The sequence below is a fragment of the Candidatus Enterococcus leclercqii genome (genome assembly GCF_009933135.1).
Taxonomy (GTDB): Bacteria; Bacillota; Bacilli; order Lactobacillales; family Enterococcaceae; genus Enterococcus_C; species Enterococcus_C leclercqii.
In genome coordinates this window covers 498,713-521,204 of the sequence record NZ_MAEH01000014.1, presented here as the reverse complement: position 1 = coordinate 521,204, position 22,492 = coordinate 498,713, and the positions used below count along the sequence as shown (strand labels likewise).

Annotated in this window: 18 protein-coding genes; 2 read left to right on the top strand and 16 right to left on the bottom strand. The window is 43.7% G+C overall.

Annotation, left to right across the window (positions count from 1 at the left end; genetic code table 11):
* The first annotated feature begins 40 nt into the window (after nt 1-40).
* A complete protein-coding gene (gene helD / locus BAU14_RS08755; protein ID WP_161899707.1) occupies nt 41-2,326 on the top strand; it encodes an RNA polymerase recycling motor HelD in 2,286 nt (761 codons plus the stop codon).
* 128 nt (nt 2,327-2,454) lie between these two features.
* Here the strand turns inward: helD and BAU14_RS08750 are convergent, their stop codons facing one another.
* Together BAU14_RS08750 and glpK are read right to left on the bottom strand one after the other, a co-directional pair.
* Entirely contained in the window at nt 2,455-3,129 is a 675-nt protein-coding gene (locus BAU14_RS08750; RefSeq protein ID WP_161899706.1) for a hypothetical protein, read from the bottom strand.
* Nucleotides 3,130-3,503: 374 nt separating this feature from the next.
* Nucleotides 3,504-5,018, bottom strand: a complete 1,515-nt coding sequence (gene glpK / locus BAU14_RS08745) for a glycerol kinase GlpK (protein WP_161899705.1) — start codon at nt 5,016-5,018, stop codon at nt 3,504-3,506.
* Nucleotides 5,019-5,178: 160 nt separating this feature from the next.
* Here glpK and BAU14_RS08740 point away from each other — a divergent pair, with 160 nt between their 5' ends.
* Nucleotides 5,179-5,820, top strand: a complete 642-nt coding sequence (locus BAU14_RS08740) for a DUF998 domain-containing protein (RefSeq protein ID WP_161899704.1) — start codon at nt 5,179-5,181, stop codon at nt 5,818-5,820.
* 488 nt (nt 5,821-6,308) lie between these two features.
* On the opposite strand, the gene murC is transcribed toward BAU14_RS08740, so the two are convergent.
* From murC to BAU14_RS08670, 14 genes are all read right to left on the bottom strand, one after another.
* Nucleotides 6,309-7,646, bottom strand: a complete 1,338-nt coding sequence (murC, locus tag BAU14_RS08735) for a UDP-N-acetylmuramate--L-alanine ligase (protein WP_420022084.1) — start codon at nt 7,644-7,646, stop codon at nt 6,309-6,311.
* Between the two features lie 257 nt (nt 7,647-7,903).
* Nucleotides 7,904-8,368, bottom strand: a complete 465-nt coding sequence (locus BAU14_RS08730) for a SprT family protein (RefSeq protein ID WP_161899703.1) — start codon at nt 8,366-8,368, stop codon at nt 7,904-7,906.
* Between the two features lies 1 nt (nt 8,369).
* On the bottom strand, nt 8,370-10,544 hold the full coding sequence (locus BAU14_RS08725) for a Tex family protein (RefSeq protein WP_161899702.1): 2,175 nt from the start codon (nt 10,542-10,544) through the stop codon (nt 8,370-8,372).
* 165 nt (nt 10,545-10,709) lie between these two features.
* Nucleotides 10,710-11,444, bottom strand: coding sequence for a metallophosphoesterase (locus BAU14_RS08720; RefSeq protein ID WP_161899701.1), 735 nt, complete (start codon nt 11,442-11,444; stop codon nt 10,710-10,712).
* 200 nt (nt 11,445-11,644) lie between these two features.
* Nucleotides 11,645-13,027: a dihydropyrimidinase gene (hydA, locus tag BAU14_RS08715; protein ID WP_161899700.1), complete on the bottom strand. Its 1,383-nt coding sequence runs from the start codon at nt 13,025-13,027 to the stop codon at nt 11,645-11,647.
* Between the two features lie 210 nt (nt 13,028-13,237).
* On the bottom strand, nt 13,238-13,615 hold the full coding sequence (locus BAU14_RS08710; RefSeq protein ID WP_161899699.1) for a VOC family protein: 378 nt from the start codon (nt 13,613-13,615) through the stop codon (nt 13,238-13,240).
* Nucleotides 13,616-13,617: 2 nt separating this feature from the next.
* Complete coding sequence (locus BAU14_RS08705; protein ID WP_161899698.1) at nt 13,618-14,016, bottom strand: DUF1149 family protein; 399 nt, start codon at nt 14,014-14,016, stop codon at nt 13,618-13,620.
* A gap of 445 nt (nt 14,017-14,461) precedes the next feature.
* Complete coding sequence (locus BAU14_RS08700) at nt 14,462-15,493, bottom strand: SepM family pheromone-processing serine protease (RefSeq protein ID WP_161899697.1); 1,032 nt, start codon at nt 15,491-15,493, stop codon at nt 14,462-14,464.
* Complete coding sequence (coaD, locus tag BAU14_RS08695) at nt 15,477-15,974, bottom strand: pantetheine-phosphate adenylyltransferase (RefSeq protein ID WP_161899696.1); 498 nt, start codon at nt 15,972-15,974, stop codon at nt 15,477-15,479. The genes BAU14_RS08700 and coaD overlap by 17 nt, the downstream gene beginning before the upstream one ends.
* On the bottom strand, nt 15,971-16,543 hold the full coding sequence (gene rsmD, locus BAU14_RS08690) for a 16S rRNA (guanine(966)-N(2))-methyltransferase RsmD (RefSeq protein ID WP_161899695.1): 573 nt from the start codon (nt 16,541-16,543) through the stop codon (nt 15,971-15,973). The genes coaD and rsmD overlap by 4 nt, the downstream gene beginning before the upstream one ends.
* 190 nt (nt 16,544-16,733) lie before the next feature.
* The gene (locus BAU14_RS08685) at nt 16,734-17,081 is read right to left on the bottom strand and encodes a YlbG family protein (RefSeq protein ID WP_161899694.1); all 348 of its coding nucleotides are present in this window, start codon (nt 17,079-17,081) and stop codon (nt 16,734-16,736) included.
* A complete protein-coding gene (locus BAU14_RS08680; RefSeq protein WP_161899693.1) occupies nt 17,071-17,505 on the bottom strand; it encodes a YlbF family regulator in 435 nt (144 codons plus the stop codon). Before BAU14_RS08680 ends, BAU14_RS08685 begins: the two co-directional genes overlap by 11 nt.
* Before the next feature lie 2 nt (nt 17,506-17,507).
* On the bottom strand, nt 17,508-18,638 hold the full coding sequence (locus BAU14_RS08675; RefSeq protein ID WP_161899692.1) for a CAP-associated domain-containing protein: 1,131 nt from the start codon (nt 18,636-18,638) through the stop codon (nt 17,508-17,510).
* Between the two features lie 216 nt (nt 18,639-18,854).
* Nucleotides 18,855-22,283 carry a pyruvate carboxylase gene (locus tag BAU14_RS08670; RefSeq protein ID WP_161899691.1) on the bottom strand — a complete coding sequence of 1,143 codons (3,429 nt, stop codon included), beginning with the start codon at nt 22,281-22,283 and terminating at the stop codon, nt 18,855-18,857.
* Nucleotides 22,284-22,492 lie beyond the last annotated feature (209 nt).

The following is a 22,492-nucleotide window of genomic DNA, read 5'->3' as shown; positions in this document are numbered from 1 at the left end:
GACAACAAATGACAGCAAATCAAAGGAGCTTTTCTCTGACATGAATCCAGAACGTCTTAAAGAACAACAACACGCCGACGATACCGTCCGTTTGATCCATACTGAAGAACAACTTTTAAAAAAGCAACAGCAAGCCTTAGCTGGTGAGCTGCACGATCAATTACAAGGGGTTGCTGACCGCAAAATTCGTGGCGGAGATGACGAGGCCTTTTATGAATCAGTCTTGGAATACCGTCAGCACGAAGAAGAATTGATGCTCAAATACCATTCTGCGGATGCCGTCGAAAAGCGCCTCAAGACCTTAGCGGCGATGTCGGGAAATCCTTATTTCGCCAGAATTGATTTCACAGAGGGAGCCGAAGCACCTGAAACCCTCTATCTGGGGATTGCTTCCTTGCGAGACAAAGATGAAAATACCATCGTAATCGACTGGCGGGCGCCCATTGCCAACCTTTATTATGAAGGAGAATTAGGTCCAACCCATTATGAAACCGATCATGACCGATTTGAAGTCGAACTTTTGCTAAAACGGCAATTCAAGATTCAAGAAGGCACCCTCCTATCCATGGTGGATACGTCTGAAGTCATCAATGACGAGTTCTTATTGGAGATTTTAGATGAAGCCTCCTCTTCCCAGATGAAAAATATCGTTTCCACGATTCAAAAGGCGCAAAACAAAATTATTCGCGATACCCACAGCAAAGTTATGCTGATTGAAGGAATTGCCGGTTCGGGAAAAACTTCTGCACTCTTGCAGCGGATTGCGTTTTTACTGTACCGTCACCGGAAATGGCTAGCCGATGATCAAGTGCTGTTGTTTTCTCCCAACCATCTATTTTCCGACTACATTTCGATGGTTTTGCCATCTTTAGGAGAAAGCGCCGTACCTACTCGAACTTTCCGCAGCTTCATGCAGCAACTGCTGCCTCAATTGGAAATTGAAAAAGAAGAAGAACAAGAAGCTGTTTTTCTCTCTGGTGCCGAAAATCGTACACAACGTTTAAAAAGCGGACTGGCACTGGTGCAGCACAGTCACCGCTATTTACAAACGATCACCGAATTAGGTCCTTTGTTCCGCGACTTAAAAATTAACGGTGAAACTTACCTAAGCACTCGTCAAATGCGGCAATGGTACCAAGAAACCAACCCCAATTTACCGCTATACCAAAGAACTCAATTGTTACAGACCAAGCTGCTGAAAAAAGCAGGTGGTCTGCAAAAAGATGAAGCCAAAAAGCCGTGGGTCAAAGAAGCTGTTGAAGAGCGGCTTCAAGAATATTACGAGACACACCCCGATGTTGAGGATACCGAGGCAAATGAGCGGAAAATCCGCGCTCAGATTCGTAAAGCAGTCGTAAAACGCCACTTTAGACCATTGGTACGAGCTGTCGAAAGGTTCCAGTATATTAACTATTCTAAGCAGTACTTGCATTTTCTAAAAACAGTGCCCCGCTCTCTGTTGGTAAAAGCCGGTGTTTCCGATGAAGAATGGGCAGCAGCGCTTGAGAAAGTACGTGACAGTCTCAAAAAACGCCGTCTCAGTCAAGAAGATGCCGTTTTGTTCTTTCTGTTGAGCCGTGGTCTCTACCCGATAGAGGTCCCACTGAAAGCGCGCTTTATCTTCGTTGATGAGATGCAGGACTTTCCCCCGGCACAAGTCGCTCTGCTGCGTGCTTTGTATCCCAATGCCGGTATCACTTTATGTGGTGATTTAAATCAAAAGGTCTTTGGCAATGAGACAATCGTAGGTTCACTCCCCGCCCTCTTTGGCGACACGGCAGTCACTCGTTACCAATTGACGACCAGCTATCGTTCGACAAAAGAAATCACTGACTTTGCCAATCAGTTTTTAAGTCATGAAGATACTGTCGAAATGACCGCCCGCACCGGAGATCTTCCACGATTAGTCCGGGGGGGATCCAATGCAGAAAACCTGCTGACGCTGACTGGCATTTTGGAAGCAGAACGGGCTACCGCGAAATATTGGCGGACAGCGATCATCTGTAAAACAACAGAGGAATGTCAAGCGCTTTATGATCAGTTAGAGCCGGCCTTCCAAAAAAAAATTCAACTGATCGTGTCAGAAGATGATTTCATGAAGCGAAACATCATGATTATTCCGGCATTTTTAGCAAAAGGACTTGAGTTTGATCGTGTTTTTGCCTGGAACATTAACGAGAACTTTACGACCCAACAGGACCGTTTGATTTTATATACCATCTGTACCAGAGCGATGCACCAGTTGACTTTGTTCACGACGATTACAGAAAGTCCACTACTACAGCAGGCAAACCCATTGACTTACCAATTGCTGACTGCAAATTGAGTCGCTTTTGTGCCTGTATCCAATTATTGAGTTGCCTAAACAGCACAACTGCAAAAATCAAAGACAACATGCAAAAAGCGGTCCCCTCACAACGTAAGAGGGACCGCTTTTTGCGTTCTTAAATAATTTCAACCGACAACCGTCAACTGTTTTTTGGGAAATAATGGGACCTCCGGATATTTCAAACGTACAATATCAAAAATCATCTGAACTTCCGCCAAACGTTTTGGATTCTCCAGATTAAGAACACGACTATGGCGACCAATTTGTTGCTCTGATACAAGGCGATGTTTTCGGTTCCATTCAATAAAATCCTCTTCGCAGTGCAATGCTTTCAAGGAGTATCCCGCTGCATCAATGATTTCCGATAAACGAAAAGCCACCAGTGCACTGTCGATGACTTTTACCCGCGTGAAGCGCTGCAGAGAACCACGACTGCTTTCATAGCCAAAAACCACTTTTTCAGCTTCATCATCGTAGCTGAGATACCAGTCCAACAATTTAAAAAAAGCCGGCAACCGTAAGGGGTCGTTGACCAAGGCTTTGGCGGCCGCATCTTTTCGAAAAACCAAAGGAATTTGAACATTATTCTTATAGATTAACATGGGGGCATAGGGAATCCTGATGGGCATATAGCGATTCAAAAAGCCGGCGCCATAAAACTCTCCCACCTGATAACCTTCAACACCCAAATCGTGACATCGTTCCACCAGCAACGAACACTGACGAATCGGAACTGCCACTTCTTTTGAAATCACTGAACAGGATACCGCCTGATTCACCGGTTCCAATAAGATTTCCATGCTCATCCCCTGCTTTCTCGAAAAAATTTGTAGCCTTTGCCAAATTGCTCGTGAGTTAACTGCTGCTTTTTATTGTTGATTTTTTAATTGCTGATATCTATTTAAAACAGGATACCACTGATAAGGTTACTGCGTTTATCTAATCTTAAGCTCATTTTTTTGTAATTTAATTGTAGCACATCTTGCTGAAAACAACAGTAAAACGCTTATAATAACGTCGGTTTTATTCAACAAAAACAGTGAAAACGACACAATTCTTTTTGAGCCCTTTTTTCCACATCCTAACCTGTTTTTTCAAATTAAAAACGACCGCCAAAAAGTCGGAAACTAGTCCTCCTTTTTAGCGGTCACTGCTGAAATTAGCGGTCGTTTGTTTACGATTTTTTTAACGGACGGTGCTTAAAGCCCATCGTCGCTTGAACTGCTTCCTGCCAACCAGCATACAGGTTTTCAGAAACTGCACCTTCCATGGCAGGTGCAAAAACTTCGCCACTACTGACAAATCCTGCCAATTCTTCCCGCGATTGCCAGAAACCCACAGCCAAGCCAGCCAGAAAAGCCACACCTAGCGCAGTTGTTTCCGAATAAGCCGCACGCTGGACTTGTGTTTGTAAAATATCTGCTTGAAATTGCAGCAATAAATCATTTTGAGAGGCACCACCGTCCACTCGCAATAACTTGATAGGAACGCCGGCATCTTTTCCCATCGTCTCAACCACATCTCGTGTCTGATAAGCCAAAGATTCCAACGTTGCGCGAATGAAATGCTCTTTTGTAGTTCCTCTAGTCAACCCAAAGACAGCACCACGAGCTTCTTGATCCCAATAAGGTGCCCCTAGTCCAGTGAAAGCCGGCACAACATACACATTGTCACTATCTGCCACTCGAGAGGCATATTCCTCTGACTCAGCAGCTGATGTAAACATTCGTAAGCCGTCTCTTAGCCATTGGATGGAAGATCCAGCAACAAAAATACTCCCCTCTAAAGCATAGGTGATTTCACCAGCCAAGCCATAAGCAATGGTGGTCAACAGCCCATTTTCAGAAGGAATCGCCTCAGCACCCGTATTCATGACAATAAAGGCCCCGGTGCCGTACGTATTTTTTACCATTCCTTTTTCAAAGGCTTGCTGACCAAATAACGCGGCTTGTTGGTCTCCTGCCATTCCACTGATTGGTATCTGCTGACCGTAAAAAAGGTAATCTTCAGTGTAGCCATAAATCTCAGAGTTTGAGCAAACTTCTGGTAGCATCACAGCAGGAATATCCAAAAGTGCCAAAATCTCTTCATCCCATTTCAGCTGATGGATATTAAACAGCATCGTTCGAGAAGCATTGGTGTAATCCGTTTTATGGGCCTTGCCATTTGTCAACTTCCATAAAAGCCAAGTATCAATAGTACCAAACAATAATTCACCAGCTTGGGCCCGCTCGCGGCTGTTGGGTACTTGATCTAGAATCCACTTAATTTTCGTCGCTGAAAAATAAGAGTCGATGATCAAGCCGGTTTTTTCTTTGATGAGCTTTTCATGGCCGGAATTCTTCAGCCAATCAGCAATTTCATTGGTTTGTTTGGATTGCCAAACAATGGCATTATAGATGGGTTCCCCCGTAGCTTTATCCCAAATCACAGTCGTTTCCCGTTGGTTAGTAATCCCGATGGCCGCAATCTGCTCTGGACGAATATTGCCATCAATCAAAACATCCGCCATTACTGACTGCGCGGAGTTCCAGATTTCAACAGGATTATGTTCCACCCAACCGGCTTGCGGAAAAATTTGTGTGAATTCCCGTTGCCCACTAGCAGCTGCCTTTCCGTTATGATCGAATAAAATCGCTCGCGTACTGGTGGTCCCTTGATCCAAGGATAAAATATAGTGTTCTTCCACAGTTTTTGACCTGCCTTTACATTAAAAATACAGTTAAGTATATCATAACTTGCAAAAAATCTTTTTCAAGTTCGACTCGTTTGATTTTTCTTTTTGGGGAGAAATGAGTAAAATATCAATTGAAAAGAAATGAAATTTGCAGAGATTGAAGGAAAATAGTATGGATTCATTAAAACGATATGGCTTTTATCTACTGATTCTCGCAGTTATCAGTGAGTTGGCACTTCCGTTTATTTTGGGGCGGTTTCTCCCGGGTTACAATCAGATTGAAATGCTAATCTCAAATTTTGGCGAGACAGGCATGCCAACAAAATGGGCTTTCAAAATTTGGGAGGTCATCAATGGTACGCTTTTCGTTTTATCCGCTCCTGCTTTTTATGAACGATTTCGGGGCACATCGGCACCCTTAGCCCTCTGGACAGGCATCCTGATTGCCTTGTTCGGAATTGGTGATTGTATTATCACCGGACTAGTGGATCGCGCCGCTACGACTGAAGAAGTCGGATTTACCAGTCTGCTTCATAATTATGCATCGGGAGCCGGCTTCGTCGCGCTGTTGATTGGCACATTTCTGTTGATTAGACTGTATTATATGGAGCACAACAGCTTCATGGTTATCGCACTCCCGATTATTTTCGTTTTGTCTTCCATCTTCATGTTTTTGTTTGCGATGCCAAAAATACCGATTGCTAGTGACTTTCAAGTCGCTCATCGCGGATTATGGCAACGGCTGAACTTACTCTTCTTATACTTACCATTTTTGATGGTAGCTGTTGGAAATCTCAATTCTGCAAAAAAATAGTTCGCTAACCCAGTGTCAATCCATCAATGAATGGGAAATGTGACCTAAGTAATTTCCAAGCGCTAAACAGTGGTTGTTCAACCCCAATTAATAAAAAATATACGGATGGGAAAAATTTATGACCCGCTTGATGTTTTGTCCGAAGAGAGAACAACACCATACGTGTCAAGAGAAAAAGTGAATTAGGCTGACTTGGCTTGATGAAATCAAGGTTAGTCAGCGTTTAAAATTTTTAGCAATGAAAAACCGATTATCTTCCAATGATTTTAATGGAAGATTGTCGGCTTTTGGGGCCTCATGTTTGGTATTGTTCGGTTCGTAGGACGGTGACTCAACTATTGTCACCGCCCCTTAAAATTTTGACAACAAAAAGACAAGTCACTTCCATTGAAGACAGTGGAAAGTGACTTGTCTTTTGCTTGTGGATCACATTTGGTAATTTCACTTCGCAGGAAAGATGAGGGTGACAAAAATTTGCCACCGCCTTCTTACAATACGTTACGTGTCGTGCTGCTGAGTAATTTTTCGTAGGCTTGTTCGAACTTTTGAACATCGCCGGCACCCATGAAGATGATTACGGCATTTTCAAAATCCAACAGTGGTGAAACATTGTCTTCTTTGATTACTTGTCCGCCTTTTTTGATCTTGTTGCCCAAGTCTTCGATTTTTACGTCGCCTTGCTTTTCACGGGCTGAGCCAAAAATATCACACAAGAAGACTTTATCAGCCAAATCCAAAGCTTCAGCAAAGTCATCCATTAAGGCAATGGTACGAGTAAAGGTATGGGGTTGGAAAACCGCAATGATTTCCTTTTTAGGATATTTTTGCCGCGCAGCATCGATGGTTGCCTTGATTTCAGCCGGATGATGGGCGTAATCATCCACGATGGTCATGTCCGCAACTTTTTTCTCGGAGAAGCGGCGTTTAACACCGGCAAAGCTCTTCATCTCTTCTGCTACTTCGGCCATAGGAATGCCTTCCAAGTGGGCAATGCCGATTACACCCAACGCATTAAAGATGTTGTGTTTACCGAAAGCTGGCAATTCGAAATGACCGATTTTTTCACCTTTAACAAAGACATCAAATTCAGAGCCCTTTGTTGTCCGCGTGATGTTCCGCGCTTGTATGTCGTCGTCTTCATTGACACCATAATAGTAAATCGGCACATTGGCTTCAATTTTTCGCAGGTATTTGTCATCACCAAAAGCAAAGATTCCCTTTTTCACTTGGAAAGCCAGGCTTTGGAAGGCAGTGAAGACATCATCGATACTGTGGTAGTAATCTGGATGATCAAAGTCAATGTTGGTCATAATGGCATAATCTGGCGCATAGGCTAGAAAATGACGGCGGTATTCACAGGCTTCAAACGCAAAGAAGTCCGCATCGGGAACCCCATGCCCGGTCCCGTCACCAATCAGATAACTAGTAGGGCTAACACCACTAAAGACGTGGGCCAACAAGCCAGTCGTACTCGTCTTCCCATGAGAACCAGTCACGGCAATACTGGTGTAATCTTGAATAAAGTTACCGATAAAGTCGTGGTAGCGCACCACTTCTGCTCCAATTTCATGAGCTCTTTGGATTTCCGGATTCGTATCAGGAAAAGCATTTCCGGCAATGACAACCATCCCTGCTTTGATATTGTCTGCATCAAAAGGCAATAACGGGATACTCGCTTTTTCTAAATCTCGTTGGGTGAAGAAATATTCGTCCACATCAGAACCTTGCACATGGTAACCTTTTTCATGGAGCACCAGCGCCAAGGAGCTCATCCCAGAACCCTTGATGCCGACGAAATGATAAACCTTATCTTTATCTGTAATCATAGTGATTAGCCTCTTTTCTCAATCATAAAACCAGACCGGAGCCAATTCCGGTGGTATCAGTGTCATTGGTCAGAAAGGGTCAGACCCCTTTTCACGAAACATATTATCTAACAAATCCGCGGTTTGTGCAACAAAGTTTTCTCGACAGCCAATTTTGGCATTCTTTTTGCTAATAGCAGTCTCCACAACATCACTCACTGAACCCGGCAGCTCAGTCATTCGTCTTGTATTAATCGGCTGCTTTAGGCCTAGCACCTTTATTTCAAATTTTCTTTTAAGGACAGTTCTCCTCGGCAGACACCACAGCGATATTTCGTTGTATTGATGCGTCGTTGCCGAGGATACGTTTGTCCGCATTGTCGACAGTAGTAGAGCAGCTTAGGCGAAGATAGTTGTCGTTGTGAATCTTCTAATCTAGGCGCATACCGCAGGCCTCCACTTTGCTTAAGTAAATTTTTGAAATCACGGTCTTGATGTCGGTAGCCTCTACCGCATAAATGCAGATGATAGTGACACAATTCGTGCTTAATGATACCAATGATCGTCTGTTGGTCAACAGCTGCAAAAAGACTCGGATTAAAATCTAAATGATGATCTCGCAAATGGTATCTGCCACCAGTTGTTTTCAGCCGCTTATTGAAGACAGCTTGGTGGCGAAAAGGACGTTGAAAAGTAGCCAAGGAAGTTGTTTCTACCAACTGTTGCAATTCTTCTTGGGTCATCTTACTTTTCCTGCACCGGATCTTTCATGGTCAAACTGATACGGCCTTTTTTCAGATCAACTTGTTCCACCCAGACAGTGACCACATCACCTACTGCAACGACGTCTTTCGGCTGCTTCACAAATTTATTGCTGAGTTTGGAAATATGCACTAAGCCATCTTGTTTGACACCAATGTCAACGAAGGCGCCAAAATCAATCACATTTCTCACTGTTCCCTTAAGCTCCATGCCGGCTTTGAGGTCTTCCATTTTCAAGACATCTTTTCGTAAAAGGGGCGCAGGCATTTCTTCTCGCATATCCCGCCCTGGTTGCAACAATGCCTTCAAAATATCTACAACGGTCTCTTTACCGATGCCAAGTTTACGACTCAACTCTTCTGGCTTCAGTTTTTTCAAAGCCTCTTGGGCTGTTTCAGACCCCAACTGTTTTTCTGTAACTGCTGCCAGCGCAAGGATTTCTTTGGTTGCTGGATAGCTTTCCGGGTGAATACCGGTATTGTCCAAAATATGTTTCCCCGCTGGAATCCTCAAAAATCCAATGGCTTGTTCGTAGGCTTTAGGTCCCAGTCGTGGTACTTTTTTCAGTTGATTACGGGCAGTAAAAGCGCCATTTTCCTCTCGATAAGTAAAGATATTTTGCGCGGTGGTTTTGTTCAAGCCGGCCACTCGTTGCAAAAGCTGAGGGCTGGCAGTATTGACATCCACCCCTACCTGGTTAACGACTGTCTCTACGACAAAATCCAGCTGCTCAGCCAATCGTTTTTGGGAAACATCATGTTGGTATTGCCCCACACCTACTGCCTGAGGATCAATTTTCACTAGTTCTGCCAATGGATCTTGTAAACGGCGGCCAATACTGATGGCACTACGTTCTTCAACTGCCAAGTCGGGAAATTCTGCCCGAGCTGTGTCACTTGCAGAATAGACAGAGGCGCCGGCTTCATTGACGATGACATAAAATACTTCCCGCTCTATCTCACGAAGCTGTTCTGCGACAAATTGTTCTGATTCTCGGCTAGCTGTTCCATTGCCAATGGCTACCATGTCTACTTGGTACTTTTCAATCAGCTTGAAAAAGGCCGGCCCGGCTGCTGCGCGTTTGGCTTCATTGGCTGGCTTATGAGGATAGATTACTGCAATATCAAGTACTTTGCCGGTAGCATCTAAAACAGCCAATTTACAACCAGTTCGATAGGCGGGATCAAATCCCAAGACGACCTTTCCCTTCAAAGGCGGTTGCAACAAAAGATTACGAAGGTTTTCACCGAAGACTTGGATTGCCTGTTCATCCGCTGCTTCAGTCAACTGATTCCGCAGTTCCCGTTCGATTGCTGGTCCAATAAATCGTTTATAGGCATCTTCATAGGCCGCTGTTACAAGAGGTGTCGCTGGTGAAGAATAGGATTTCAGCAGTTTACTGCTGAAATAAGTCATGATTTTGGCTTCATCCACTTGGATTGTCACTTTTAGAATATCTTCTTTCTCGCCGCGATTAGTGGCCAATATTCGATGAGAGACCATTTTTTTCAAGGGTTCACTGAAATCATAATACATTTCATAAACGCCTTTTTCGTCCTTCTCTGCATCTTTGACCACACTGGTATAACTGCCGTGAGAAAAAGTATACTCCCGAATCCAGCTTCTAAACTCAGCAACGTCACCAAACTGTTCCGCCAAGATTTCATGAGCACCAGCCAATGCTTCTTCTGGTGTGAATACTTCCTTGTCGGGGTCAACAAATTGTGCCGCCTGTTGATTGACATCCCCAGCGGCAGGAAACGTCAGCAACCATTGTGCCAAAGCTTCCAATCCCCGCTCTTTTGCAATGGTAGCTTTTGTCCGGCGTTTTTGCTTAAAGGGTCGGTAAAGGTCCTCCACCTGTTGCATTTTCACTGCGGCGTTGATTGCTTGCGCCAGTTGGGGCGTCAATTTCTCCTGCTCTTGAATCAAACGCAATACTTCTTCTTTACGCTTTTCCAGGTTGCTCAAATACTGGTAACGTTCTTCAATCTCCCGAATCTGTACTTCATCCAGGTTCCCAGTCACTTCTTTACGATAACGAGCAATAAAAGGAACCGTATTGCCCTCTGTTAATAATTCCAACACCCGTTTTAACTGCCCAGGATGATACTGTTTCAACTCTTGTTTTAAAAGATCCAAAATTGCCTGATCCATCTGCGTCACACCTTTCTTGACAGTGGCCGCCAAAAAGGCATGCGAATCAAAACAAAGGCGCCGTTTTGATACATGCCTGACAGCTTTTGATGCCATACCGATTTATTTTACCATATCTTTCTTCAAAAAAGAAAAACCGGCAAACAGTTTCTCTGGCAGCTAAGATTACCTGTCCGGCTGCCATGGACCCGTGGTGTTTTGATACTCAATGTCTTGTAGGATCCCAGTTGTATCAAAAATCACACCATGTACACTGCCTCCAAAAACTGCTCCTCCATCGATGCCGATTTTGTTGTCTGAGAGCCAAAGATCCGTGGTCTGCATGTCCCCATGAAGCATTGGAGTAATGGTGTGGCCAAAGACGATGATCTTGCCAGTATTATTTTTTCCAGTGTGAAAAGGCTCTCTGATCCAAACAAAATCGTGAGGAGTGGTTTTGCGCCAATCCTTTTTGGTCAAATCAACACCGGCATGGACAAATACATAAGGCCCCCATTCATAATAGAGGGGTCGTTCTTTTAAAAAGGCAATCAGATCTTGGTAACGGCTGCGGATCATCATAGCTATTTCTGTGGGGGAGTATTCCTCCCAGGCGCCTTTATGAAGCAAACTCTCCACTGTTTCTTTGCCGCCATTGTAAAGATACATCGGCGCCACATCTTCCGGTTGTTGCAAAAAATCCAACAAATACTCTTCGTGGTTGCCCATTAGATAAACTGCACCTGATTCTTCCACTAGTTTTTTGCCTAACAACAGGCTCTCCTTGCTTCGTGGTCCGCGATCGTTCAGATCACCAATCAGCACCAATTGATGATGCTCCGGGTCATAGTTGGCCACTTCCTTTTCAAACAGATCATACATGCCATGAATATCACTGATGGCAAAAACATAAGGTTTCATTTTTTGTGCTCCCTTCTCTAAGAATTCCGGCTCTCGTTAATCTAAGTGTACGCCACTGGCAAATAAATTGCGAAAGTCTGCTCCGTTTTCCCCAGAATAAATCTTTATAAAGGCATTCGTTTTAGAACTTCAGACACAAAAAAGGATCTACCCACCCTCTGCTAAAAAAAGTCTGCAGAGAAGCAGTAGATCCTGTATTTTTACTCCGTCACTGGTATTTTACGATAAACAAAACGGCCTTGCTTTTCTTTCAAGACTGCACCGTTTTCGGCAACTTTTTCGCCTCTCAGGTAGACAGCCTCCGCTGCCCCTTTAGTCACAAATCCATCATAAGGGGTGTAATCAACATTTTGCAGCTGTGTTGCAGCTGAGATCAAGCCGGCTTTGTCTGGATCCCATACGACAATATCTGCATCTGATCCTTCTTGTAAAATTCCTTTTTGAGGAAAGAGGTGGAACTGCCGGGCGATGTTTTCCGATAACAAAGCCACCATTTTTTCTAAAGTAATTCTACCCGTATCCACACCGGCTGTGTAGATCAACTCCGGCCTTGTTTCAACCCCTGGCATACCATTGGGAATTTTACTGAAGTCATCAACCCCCAATGTTTTTTGGCCTGCAAAATTGAAACTGCAATGATCCGTAGAAATCGTGTTGATGGAACCATCTGTGATGCCTTCCCACAGTGCTTTCTGATCCGTTATTTTTCGGATAGGTGGTGAACAGACAAACTTGGCCCCCAGAAAATTCGGTTGATCATAAACGCTGTCATCCAAAAGAAGGTATTGCGGGCAAGTTTCGACGAATAATTGCTGGCCGCGCTTTCTCGCTCTGCGAACAGCTTCTAAAGAACGCCGAGTGGAAAGATGTACGATATTGACTGTCAAACCGGCTTCTTTAGCAATCATCAGGTAACGTTCCACCGCTTCTGCTTCAATTGCATCTGGTCTTGACAAAGGATGATAGTGGGGCGTAGTTTTCCCTGCCGCTAACAATTGATGAATCTTCTCATTGACTAAATCGCCATTTTCGCAATGAACCCCCAGCATGGCTCCTTGCTTTTGCAATTCCACCATGGCTTCAAAAAGTTCCCCGTCAGTAACCCGCAGATTGTCATAGGCCAGATACATTTTAAATGACGTGATCCCCTGATCAATCATTTCCGCGATTTCTTTTTTTATCGCTTCGTTCCATTCAATAATCGACATGTGATAAGTATAATCACATGAGCTCGTATGTTCAGCAAAGTTGTTCCAAACCGCAAGACATTCTTGTAAACTTTGCCCTTTGGTAGGTGTGGCCATATCAATAACAGTAGTCGTACCTTTTGCGACAGCTGCCTTGCTTCCGGTATAAAAATTATCCGCACTTCCTTGGGTACCTGGTCCATTGTTTAACTCCAAATGAGTATGGGCATCGATAAACCCGGGCAGCAAATACCGTCCCGTGACATCTTCCACCTCGGCGCCTGCTTGTGGCAGATTCGTCCCCATCTCGACAATCTTTTCACCATCAATCCGAACATCCAACTGCAGCCGTCCTCGTGCTGTGACGACAACCCCGCCTTTCAATAATTTCGACATTGTGTTTTACCCCCTGAAATCATTCATTTTCAGCGCTACGGGTGTGGCCGGTGCAAGGAATAGTCCGTTGCAGAAGCTCCGACATCTGTAAGCGTTTCAACTTATAATAGCACGAGACCTAAAAATTTTCAATTTTACCTAAAAAATAATTTGCATTAAAAAAAGCCGGAAGCTTAGGGCTTCCGGTTCAGTGCTATTCTTCTACCTGCGTTAGTTGGCCGTCCCACTGACCGCAAAATAGTTTCCTTCAGGATCGGCGAAATTAAAGATCAGTCCTTCTTCTAATTGGACCAATTCCCCTAATTGGACACCTTGCTCCAGCATTTTCTGATACAAGGCCATCGCATCATCTGTTGAAAACATAATTGACGGTGCTGCAACATTGACCTCAGGCGAATGACTTTGGACATAGGTTAGGTCGTACAAGACAAAACTCAAATCAGCGGTGGCAGTCGGTGCGATTTCAGCTACCAAAGTACCATCAGCTTCCTGCGTATCAAGCAGCACAAAACCCAATGCTTCCCAAAAAGCAATGGCATTTGCTACATCCTCCATGTAAAGCATCACTTGCGTTTTCGCATTAAACATGATTACACTTCCTCAGCTTGACTGGCATTTGATTGAAAATTCAATTTAAGCCCTGGTTCGTCAGTGGCAATTTCTGTCACTTCATAAGTAATCCGTTCCACGATATCAAACAACGGCGCAACAATTTCATCAATCTCTTCTTTGGTGAGATCTTCTTGTTGTTCCACTTTGCGATTGACCAGATGATTCACCTGACTGATACTGCCGGAGAGAATGTATTCTTTAAAAATCAGATTGAACTCAAGACGTGCGCCAAGAATACTGTTTTCTTTCGGATAATCAGGGTCAGAGGTCTGCAAAGGGGCAAATCCCACATTCAGCTTTGTTTCGTATTCTTGTTCAGGAATACGGTGATCGTAGTGATAGCTTTCTACCACTGGTTTATGACGTTCAATTTTCATTTTTATCCTCCTGATAACGGATTGTGGCAAAAGTATGGCAAGGTACCTATCAAACTGTTAGTCCCGCCGACTTAGCGTGCTTTCCGTTTTATCAAAGTTGTCTGGAAAAAGCTGGAACCCACCACTGTGGTCTTGTACGATTTCCCGGCTACTTTGTTATAAAAAGATTATAACACACCTTAAAAGAGCCTTTCCATTTAAAGCAATAAAAATGTTTTATGCCTATTCAAACTGCAACCACTGACCTTCTATAAGGTAGCAGGCTTTGCAATTTCCTTTCAAAAAAAACTCCCTCTACAAAATCAAAGAGACCAAGACACGAAAAACTCCACTACTTTTCACAGGAATTTTTCGGTGTCTTGGTCTGATGAATCTATTTTATTATCAGAGGCAAACAATCAGATTTTCGTCTCTCTTAAAACAAAGATTAAAGCTGGAAATTAAACTATTTCACTTCATTTTCCAGATAGTCAACGGCATCTTTTAACGTGCTTACAGGGACAATTTTCATCTCTGTTCCGAGCTTTTCGGCTGCAGCTTTGGCTTCTTGGTAATTGGTATCGTCTTTGCTTTCTCCTTTTGGCGCAAAGAAGATCTTGGCGCCACTGGCATCGGCTGAAGCAACCTTTTTATCGATTCCGCCGATTTGACCTACTGTCCCATCGGCATTCATAGTACCCGTACCGGCGATTGCCAACCCATGGCGCAGGTCTTTTGCAATCAGCTGTTGATAGATCTCCAAAGTGAACATCAACCCAGCGGAAGGGCCGCCGATATTGTCAACATTGAAGGTGACTTTTTCAGCAGACTCAATCTCCGTATGGCTGGTCAGTGTGATGCCAATACCGGCTTTGCCTTGATTTGGCTTAGGGAGAGAAATCAGCTTGCCGGAAGCTTCTTTTTCTTTCCCATCTTGCAAATACGTCACGGTGACGCTTTGACCTACTTTTTGACTGTGGACATATTTCACCAGATCATCTGCATTTTCAAAACTTTTCCCATCCACTTTGGTTACAGTATCCCCTACTGAAATTTTCCCGTAAAAATTGGAAGTTGGATCGATGGCTAGAACATAGACTCCCAAGTAGCGCATTTCATATTTCTTATCGGCCAGCTTCAACGCTTGCTCAATGGCGGCATTTTGCGAAGACTCCATGTAGTAATTCTGGATACGATCATATTCTTCATTAGTCGCATTGCCCATCAATTCTTGCTTTGTAATCAGGTCCTGAAAATCAGAAAATTTCGCCCGTACAGCAGTGGCTACTGTCGCTTGCCGGATACCTACAGATGTCAACGCAAATGACCCGGAATGCTGATCTTTTTGATCGTTAACAGTGATTAGCTCGTCTAGTTTGATCGTAGCACCTGGCGCTTCAATGTAATATGGAATGGGAACTATCAGGCTTGCTAAAACTGCCAGTGCTGCCAATAAAAGCAGCAGTTGTTTCACTGGTACTTTATTCTGCTTTTTCATGGGTATCCCGCTTTCTTAAATAGGCTTCATAAATCGCTGGAGGTAAGTACTTTTTCACATCACCGTTAAAGAGCAGTACTTCCTTTAGCAAACTTGAGCTGATGTGGCTATACTCGGGTTTAGCCAACAAAAAAACGGTCTCGATCTCTGACGCTAAATGATTATTCATAGTCATGATATCTTTTTCATACTCGTAATCTTTGACACTGCGAATGCCTCGCAGCAAAAAGTCGGCGCCTAGTTTTTGAGCAGCCGTTACTGTCAACTCGGAATCTTGGGTCACCACTCGTACATTAGGCAGATGAGCCACCGCAGTTTGAATCAGTTCTGTTCGTTCTGCAGCTGAGAACCAACCGGCTTTTGAAGTATTGATAAATACACCAATAATCACTTCATCAAATAAGCGTGCCGCTCTTTCTACCGTATCCAAATGCCCCTTAGTAAATGGATCAAAACTGCCGGGAAACAACGCCTTTTTCATAGATTCTCCTCCTCTAATTGGAAGCGATAGATGGTGACAGCCGTAATTCCGTAAGTTTGCTGTCGAATCTGCTGTAAGCTTGCCCCGATGGTTTCAGGCAACGTGACTTGCTTATCCGTTTCACAGACAACCAGCGCATCCTCCCTTAATAATCCGCCATTCGCCATTTCAGTCAATTGTGTAACCAACTGCTGCTTGGCATAAGGGGGATCCAATAAAACTAAATCAAACTGCTGACCTTCCGCAGTCAACTGACGAAGCGCTGCCTCAGCGGTCATTTTCCAAACAGTAAATCGTTCCTCAACTTTAGTGATTGCAATGTTTTCTTTGATCACCTTGGTTGCAGGGTAACTGCGATCTACAAGATACGCATGATCCATTCCTCGAGAGACGGCTTCAATTGCCAAGCCACCGCTTCCAGCAAATAAGTCAAGACAAGTGCCGCCGTCAAAATAAGGGCCAATCATGTTGAATATAGATTCTTTTACTTTGTCAGTCGTTGGCCTAGTGTTGTCTCCTGACAAGCTCTTCAATTTTCTTCCCCGAAACTCACCGGAGATCACTCTCATATGTTTCCCTGCTTTCTGTTCTCAAATGGGTCGTTGCTTTTGATCCTACCACCGGATGTCCGCGATGACAATGAAAAAAGGTTGAAAATCCTTCGAAATCCAACGCTTTTTCCAGCCCTTTGTCAGGCACAAAAAAGGCGGAGATCATCCCCAGGACTCCCGCCTTTTATCGCTTTTTCTCAATCGTTTCTCAAACATCTTCCGCCAAACGGATCGTTGTAGAGAGCTCTTCAACTTCAAAGCCGTCTTCATCCATTTGATACGCTGCCCTTGTTCCAATCTTGTCTGCGAAGTTCATTTCAACATCTGGACGATAAGAAGGCTCCACACTTCGTACAAAATGCAAGCGCTGAATTTTTTCCATATTTTCAGCAAAGCGCTCTTCATCCAAATACAGATACACATACTTCATTTTTCTGGAAACATAATGGACTAAACCATACCGTTTCAAATTCTTCAATTGTTTCAAGCTATAGACCCAAACAACCAGGCCGCGTCTTTTATTAATTTCAAATGCTGCTGTTGTATCAACTTCCATGACAATTTCCTCCGCAACCCTCGTGATGGTTTTTCGTTTCAAAAAATGGATTGCCCGCATCGACTTTGATTGCAGCATCAATTTTGTGGGCAATCGTTCCAGATATCTCATCCAACAATCCCTGCAAGCGCGTTTCTTGCACTCGGAAGTTAGCAACTATCGGATGCAAATCCAGCTGTCGTTTCGCCCCCATAACCGCCAAGCGGGTTTCTTTAAATCCCGGAGCATACTCTCCATAAGCTGCTACTGATTCATAATTATTTTTTTTATCGTTGAAAGCTTTCCGTAATCCTTGCGCTTCAAGATTTGTTTGCAATGATCTGCGAGCTATCTGATATTCCCTGCAAAAGGGACTGTCGCTAATCACAGTAAGCAATTGTTGAATCTGCTGGTCGACTGCCAACATGTTTTCATCGTAAATCATAGTTATTCACTGTCCTCTGTCGACGTTCTGTCCTCAAATAAGATTACCATATTCTGTTGCGAGATGCCAATAGCTGTCGCCTGCGGACTCTCTTTTGTAAAGCGAGTGTGTATATAAGGATCGCTGTACCAGGAAAGAATCTGAAACGTTAAATCATAACAAGGCGTCTCAAAAAAACCGTAGACTCCGGGGACTTCAAGTGCAGCAGCCAATTCTTCAAATTCTTTGCCACCAATGATAAAAAACTCATTGCCAGCATCTTCGGTTACTCGTAAAAAACTCTCCAATTTTGTTCCATCCAAATAGCTTTCCGGCTTTTTCAAAAAACGCGCTAAAAAGTCACGGCTCTGTCCTTGGAGAGTATAGGTGGTATCGTAATTTGGGAGATTTTCATTAGTTCTCAGGATGTTCAACAATCTGAATCCTTGCGTCTCTTTTTGCTGATCGATGGCCTCCCAATTTTCCGTGGTAGGTTGAATGGCCGCGACCGTCCCATCAGTCACGCTGTAAGGAGCCAGCTTCAACAGCATTTGTGCTGTCAGATACGCCACTGCAATCAATTCTGAATCATTATTGAAAAACAAAATGCCATACGTCCCGTTATCAAAAGCCACTAACGGACGATAGTTCAGATCTTCTTCCATCAATTCGAGGCTCACGTCTTCTTCGCCATTTTTGACTGTGAAATTGGGATATAGCATTGTAATTTGAGCCAAGTCACCCATACTCATCTTTAGCTGAAAAGGTGCAATGTCGGGGCCATCAATACCTGCTGTTTTAATCGCAGCTATTTTTCCTTCTTGAATACTGACTTCAAGATATGAATTCGTCAATTCTGTTTGATAGCGATTAATCCAAAAGCCATAGCCGGAATCATAACTAACTATAGGGCTACCATAAGTTCGTTCAAACTCTTTTTGGCTTTTTCCAATTAGTTTCGCAAATCCTTCCGCCTGAATGGGCTCGACTTGCAAACTGGTATTTCCCCCTTCACCAACAACTTGTGAGTCGTGGGGACGAAGCGTCTGCACCTGTCTCGGAAAAAAGATTGGTTGTAAATAGACGACAATCAACGTAATGAACAACAGAGCCACAAAAATCAGCCAGCGTCTTTTAATCGGACCATTCTTCATTCCTTCACTCCCCTTTATTTCTAAAAGACTTTTTAAAACCTTTTACGAGAAATTCCTTTTTCCAACTATTCTTCATCATACTATATTCCTGTAAAAATGAGAACTGCAATCCAATAGAAATCAGCAATAGTCTTCTCCATTGATTTTCGCTTTTTGAAAGAATTCTTCGTCCTTTCAAAAAAGCCGCAACCACAAAGGTCACGGCTTACCCAACACTTATTTTTCAACGATTTCAATCAATAGATCATCTTGTGTAATAGCTTCTCCTTCAGCCACATAGATATGCTTGATTTCACCATCAAAGCGCGCTTCAATGGCAGTCTCCATCTTCATAGCTTCAGTGACCATCAAGGTGTCGCCTTGTTTTACACGATCCCCTTTTTTAACTAATATTTGCAGAACTGACCCCGGCATGGTAGCACCAATCTGTTCCTTATTTGTCGGTTCTGCTTTTCGTTTGGTTTGAACTGCACTCTTGATGGAACTATCCTTCACAACAATTTCTCGGCGTTGACCATTCAAGTTAAAGAACAAGGTCCGATTGCCTTCGATATCCGGCTCACCGATTTCGTCCAGACGAATAATGAGGATCTTGCCTTTTTCAATCTCTACATTAATCGTTTCACCTAAACGCATGCCTTTAAAGAAAGTCGGAGTATCCAGCATCGTGACATCCGCAAACATGTTGTAGGCATCACGATAGTCCAGAAAGACTTGCGGATACATCAAATAGCTCAAGATTTCATCTTGTTGCGGTTCATACCCAATCTTTTCCGCCAACTCCTGTTTCACTTTGCCAAAATCAACTGAAGCTGCCAATGCTCCAGGGCGATCAGTAAAAGCTGGTCGTCCTTTCAAAATGACTTTTTGAAGTTTTTCAGGGAAGCCACCAACCGGCTGCCCTAATTCCCCTTGGAAGAAGGTCACCACAGATTCTGGAAAGTTCAATTCCAGTCCTTTTTCATAGACATCTTCTTCAGTGAGATTGTTTTGAACCATGAACAAGGCCATGTCGCCAACAACCTTTGAAGAAGGCGTCACTTTCACGATATCACCGAACATCATGTTAACAGTATGGTACATCTCTTTGATTTCATCCCATTTATCTCCGAGACCCACCGCTTTTGCTTGGACTTGCAAATTGGAATACTGTCCTCCAGGCATCTCGTGTTTGTAAACTTCAGTCTGAGGTGCATTTAAGCCGTTTTCAAAAGGTTTGTAGTACATCCGGACATCTTCCCAGTAGTGGTTGATTTGCTGGGCATTGTCCACATTGATTTGCGGCTGACGTTCATCATCTGCTAGAGCATAATACAAGCCACTGAGACTCGGCTGGCTGGTAGAAGCACTCATGGCACTAATTGCAACGTCAACGATATCTACGCCTGCTTGAGTGGCGGCCGAGTAGGTAATCACGCCATTGCCCGCTGTGTCATGCGTATGCAGATGAATTGGCAAATCAACGGTATCCTTTAGTTCGCTGATCAAACGATAAGCTGCACGAGGTTTCAAAAGACCTGCCATATCCTTGATGGCAATGATATGTGCGCCACAGTTTTCCAGCTCTTTTGCCATATTCTTGTAGTATTGGACCGTATATTTATCCCGCATTGGATCATTGATGTCACCGGTGTAACAAATTGCTGCTTCAGCAATTTTCCCGGTATCTCTGACTGCTTGAATCGATTTTTCCATCTGAGGAACCCAATTGAGGCTATCAAAGATCCGGAACACATCGATACCTTGTGCCGCTGCTTCTTTGATAAATTCCACCAATACGTTGTCAGGATAATTGGAATAGCCGACTGCATTTGACCCACGGAAAAGCATCTGTAACAACGTATTAGGCATTAATTCCCGAATCATTCGCAGGCGTTTCCACGGGTCTTCATTCAAGAAACGATAAGCAACGTCAAAAGTAGCCCCACCCCACATTTCTGCTGAAAACAACTGCGGCATTGCTTTTTCGGTCAAGTCAGCGATTTTGCTGAAATCTTTGGTTCGCACTCGCGTTGCCAACAAGCTTTGATGAGCATCTCGGAAAGTCGTATCTGTCAAAAGTAATTCTTTGCGGCCTTTGATCCAAGCAGAAAGAGCCTCTGCTCCCTCTTCCTCCAAAACATTTTTAGCGGAACGATAATTGTCCAACGTTTCCAGCTTTTTGGGAATTCGTGGTGCTTCAAAATATTTTTTCTTAGACTGTTCAATCCCCGGAAAACCATTGATAGTGATTTCGCCAATGTACTTCATAGTTTTATTGCCCCGGTCTCGCAATTTCGGAAACTCGAACAAACCTGGTGTATTATCAATGAAAGTCGTTTTGGCATCCCCCGATTGAAACTCGGGATGGTTGATCACATTTTGCATGAAAGGAATATTGGTTTTAACTCCGCGAATACGAAATTCTCGTAAGCAGCGCTGCATTTTTTGAATCGCCTGCTCAAAATTTGCACCAAATGTACAAACTTTTACCAGCAGCGAATCGAAATACGGTGAAACAACTGCTCCAGCATAGGCATTTCCAACGTCAAGACGCACCCCGAAACCACCCGGTGAACGATAGGTATCGATCTTACCGGTATCTGGCATAAAATTATTCAAAGGATCTTCAGTAGTGATCCGGCACTGGATGGCAGCTCCTTTAATTGCAATCTTATCTTGCTGCGGAATACCGATTTCACGATGCAGCTCTTTTCCTTGGGCAATTAGGATTTGAGAGGTCACAATATCGACATCTGTAATCATTTCTGTGATTGTATGCTCTACTTGAACCCGCGGATTGACCTCGATAAAGTAGAATTTGTCCCCTTCTACCAGAAATTCCACTGTCCCGGCATTGATATAACCAACGTGCTTCATCAACTGAACCGCCGCCTGACAAATGGTTTGACGCTGTTGGTCGTTTAAAGATACACAAGGGGCAACTTCAACTACTTTTTGATGCCGTCGCTGCACTGAGCAATCACGCTCAAATAAATGCACGACATTTCCGTGGGTATCCCCAAGTATTTGAACTTCAATATGCTTAGGATCACTGATATATTTTTCCACATACACTTCATCAGAACCAAAAGCTGCTTTTGCTTCACTTTTAGCCCGCTGATAGCCGTCACGAGCTTCTTTTTCGTCATGGGCAACCCGCATGCCGCGGCCGCCGCCACCAAGAGCAGCTTTAATCATAACGGGGTAGTCATAGGTTCTGGCAAATTCCAGAACTTCTTCCACCGAAGCTACAGGACCATCTGAGCCAGGGATCGATTGGATACCAGCAGCAATCGCCGCTTCTTTGGCTTTAATTTTGTCGCCGAAAATATCTAAATGGTAAGTTGATGGCCCGATAAAAATGATGCCCTCTGCTTCACAACGCTGCGCAAATTCCAGATTTTCCGATAAAAAACCATAACCCGGATGAATGGCTTCTGCCCCAGAATCTTTTGCAATCCGAATAATATCATCAATATCCAGGTATGCATCGATTGGTTTTTTTCCTTTTCCAACCAGGTAGGCTTCATCTGCTTTAAAACGATGAACGGAATACTCGTCTTCTGCCGCGTAGATTGCGACAGTTTTGATACGCAGCTCACTACAAGCACGAAATACTCGAATAGCAATTTCTCCCCGATTGGCCACCAGAACTTTTTTCATTTTACCACTCCTCGTTCATATTAAAGTAATGATTTTTCCAAAGAAAAATCAGTCTTATTTTCTCTACGTATATCATTCCACTAGACAACCTAGAAAGTGGAACTGACAGTTTGATTCAGTTTATCGAAATGATTTTTTTGTTCAGCTTCTGTTTCCATCTTAGACATGATTTTGAAAATTGTGACACTTCTTTTTTTAAAGACACGGCA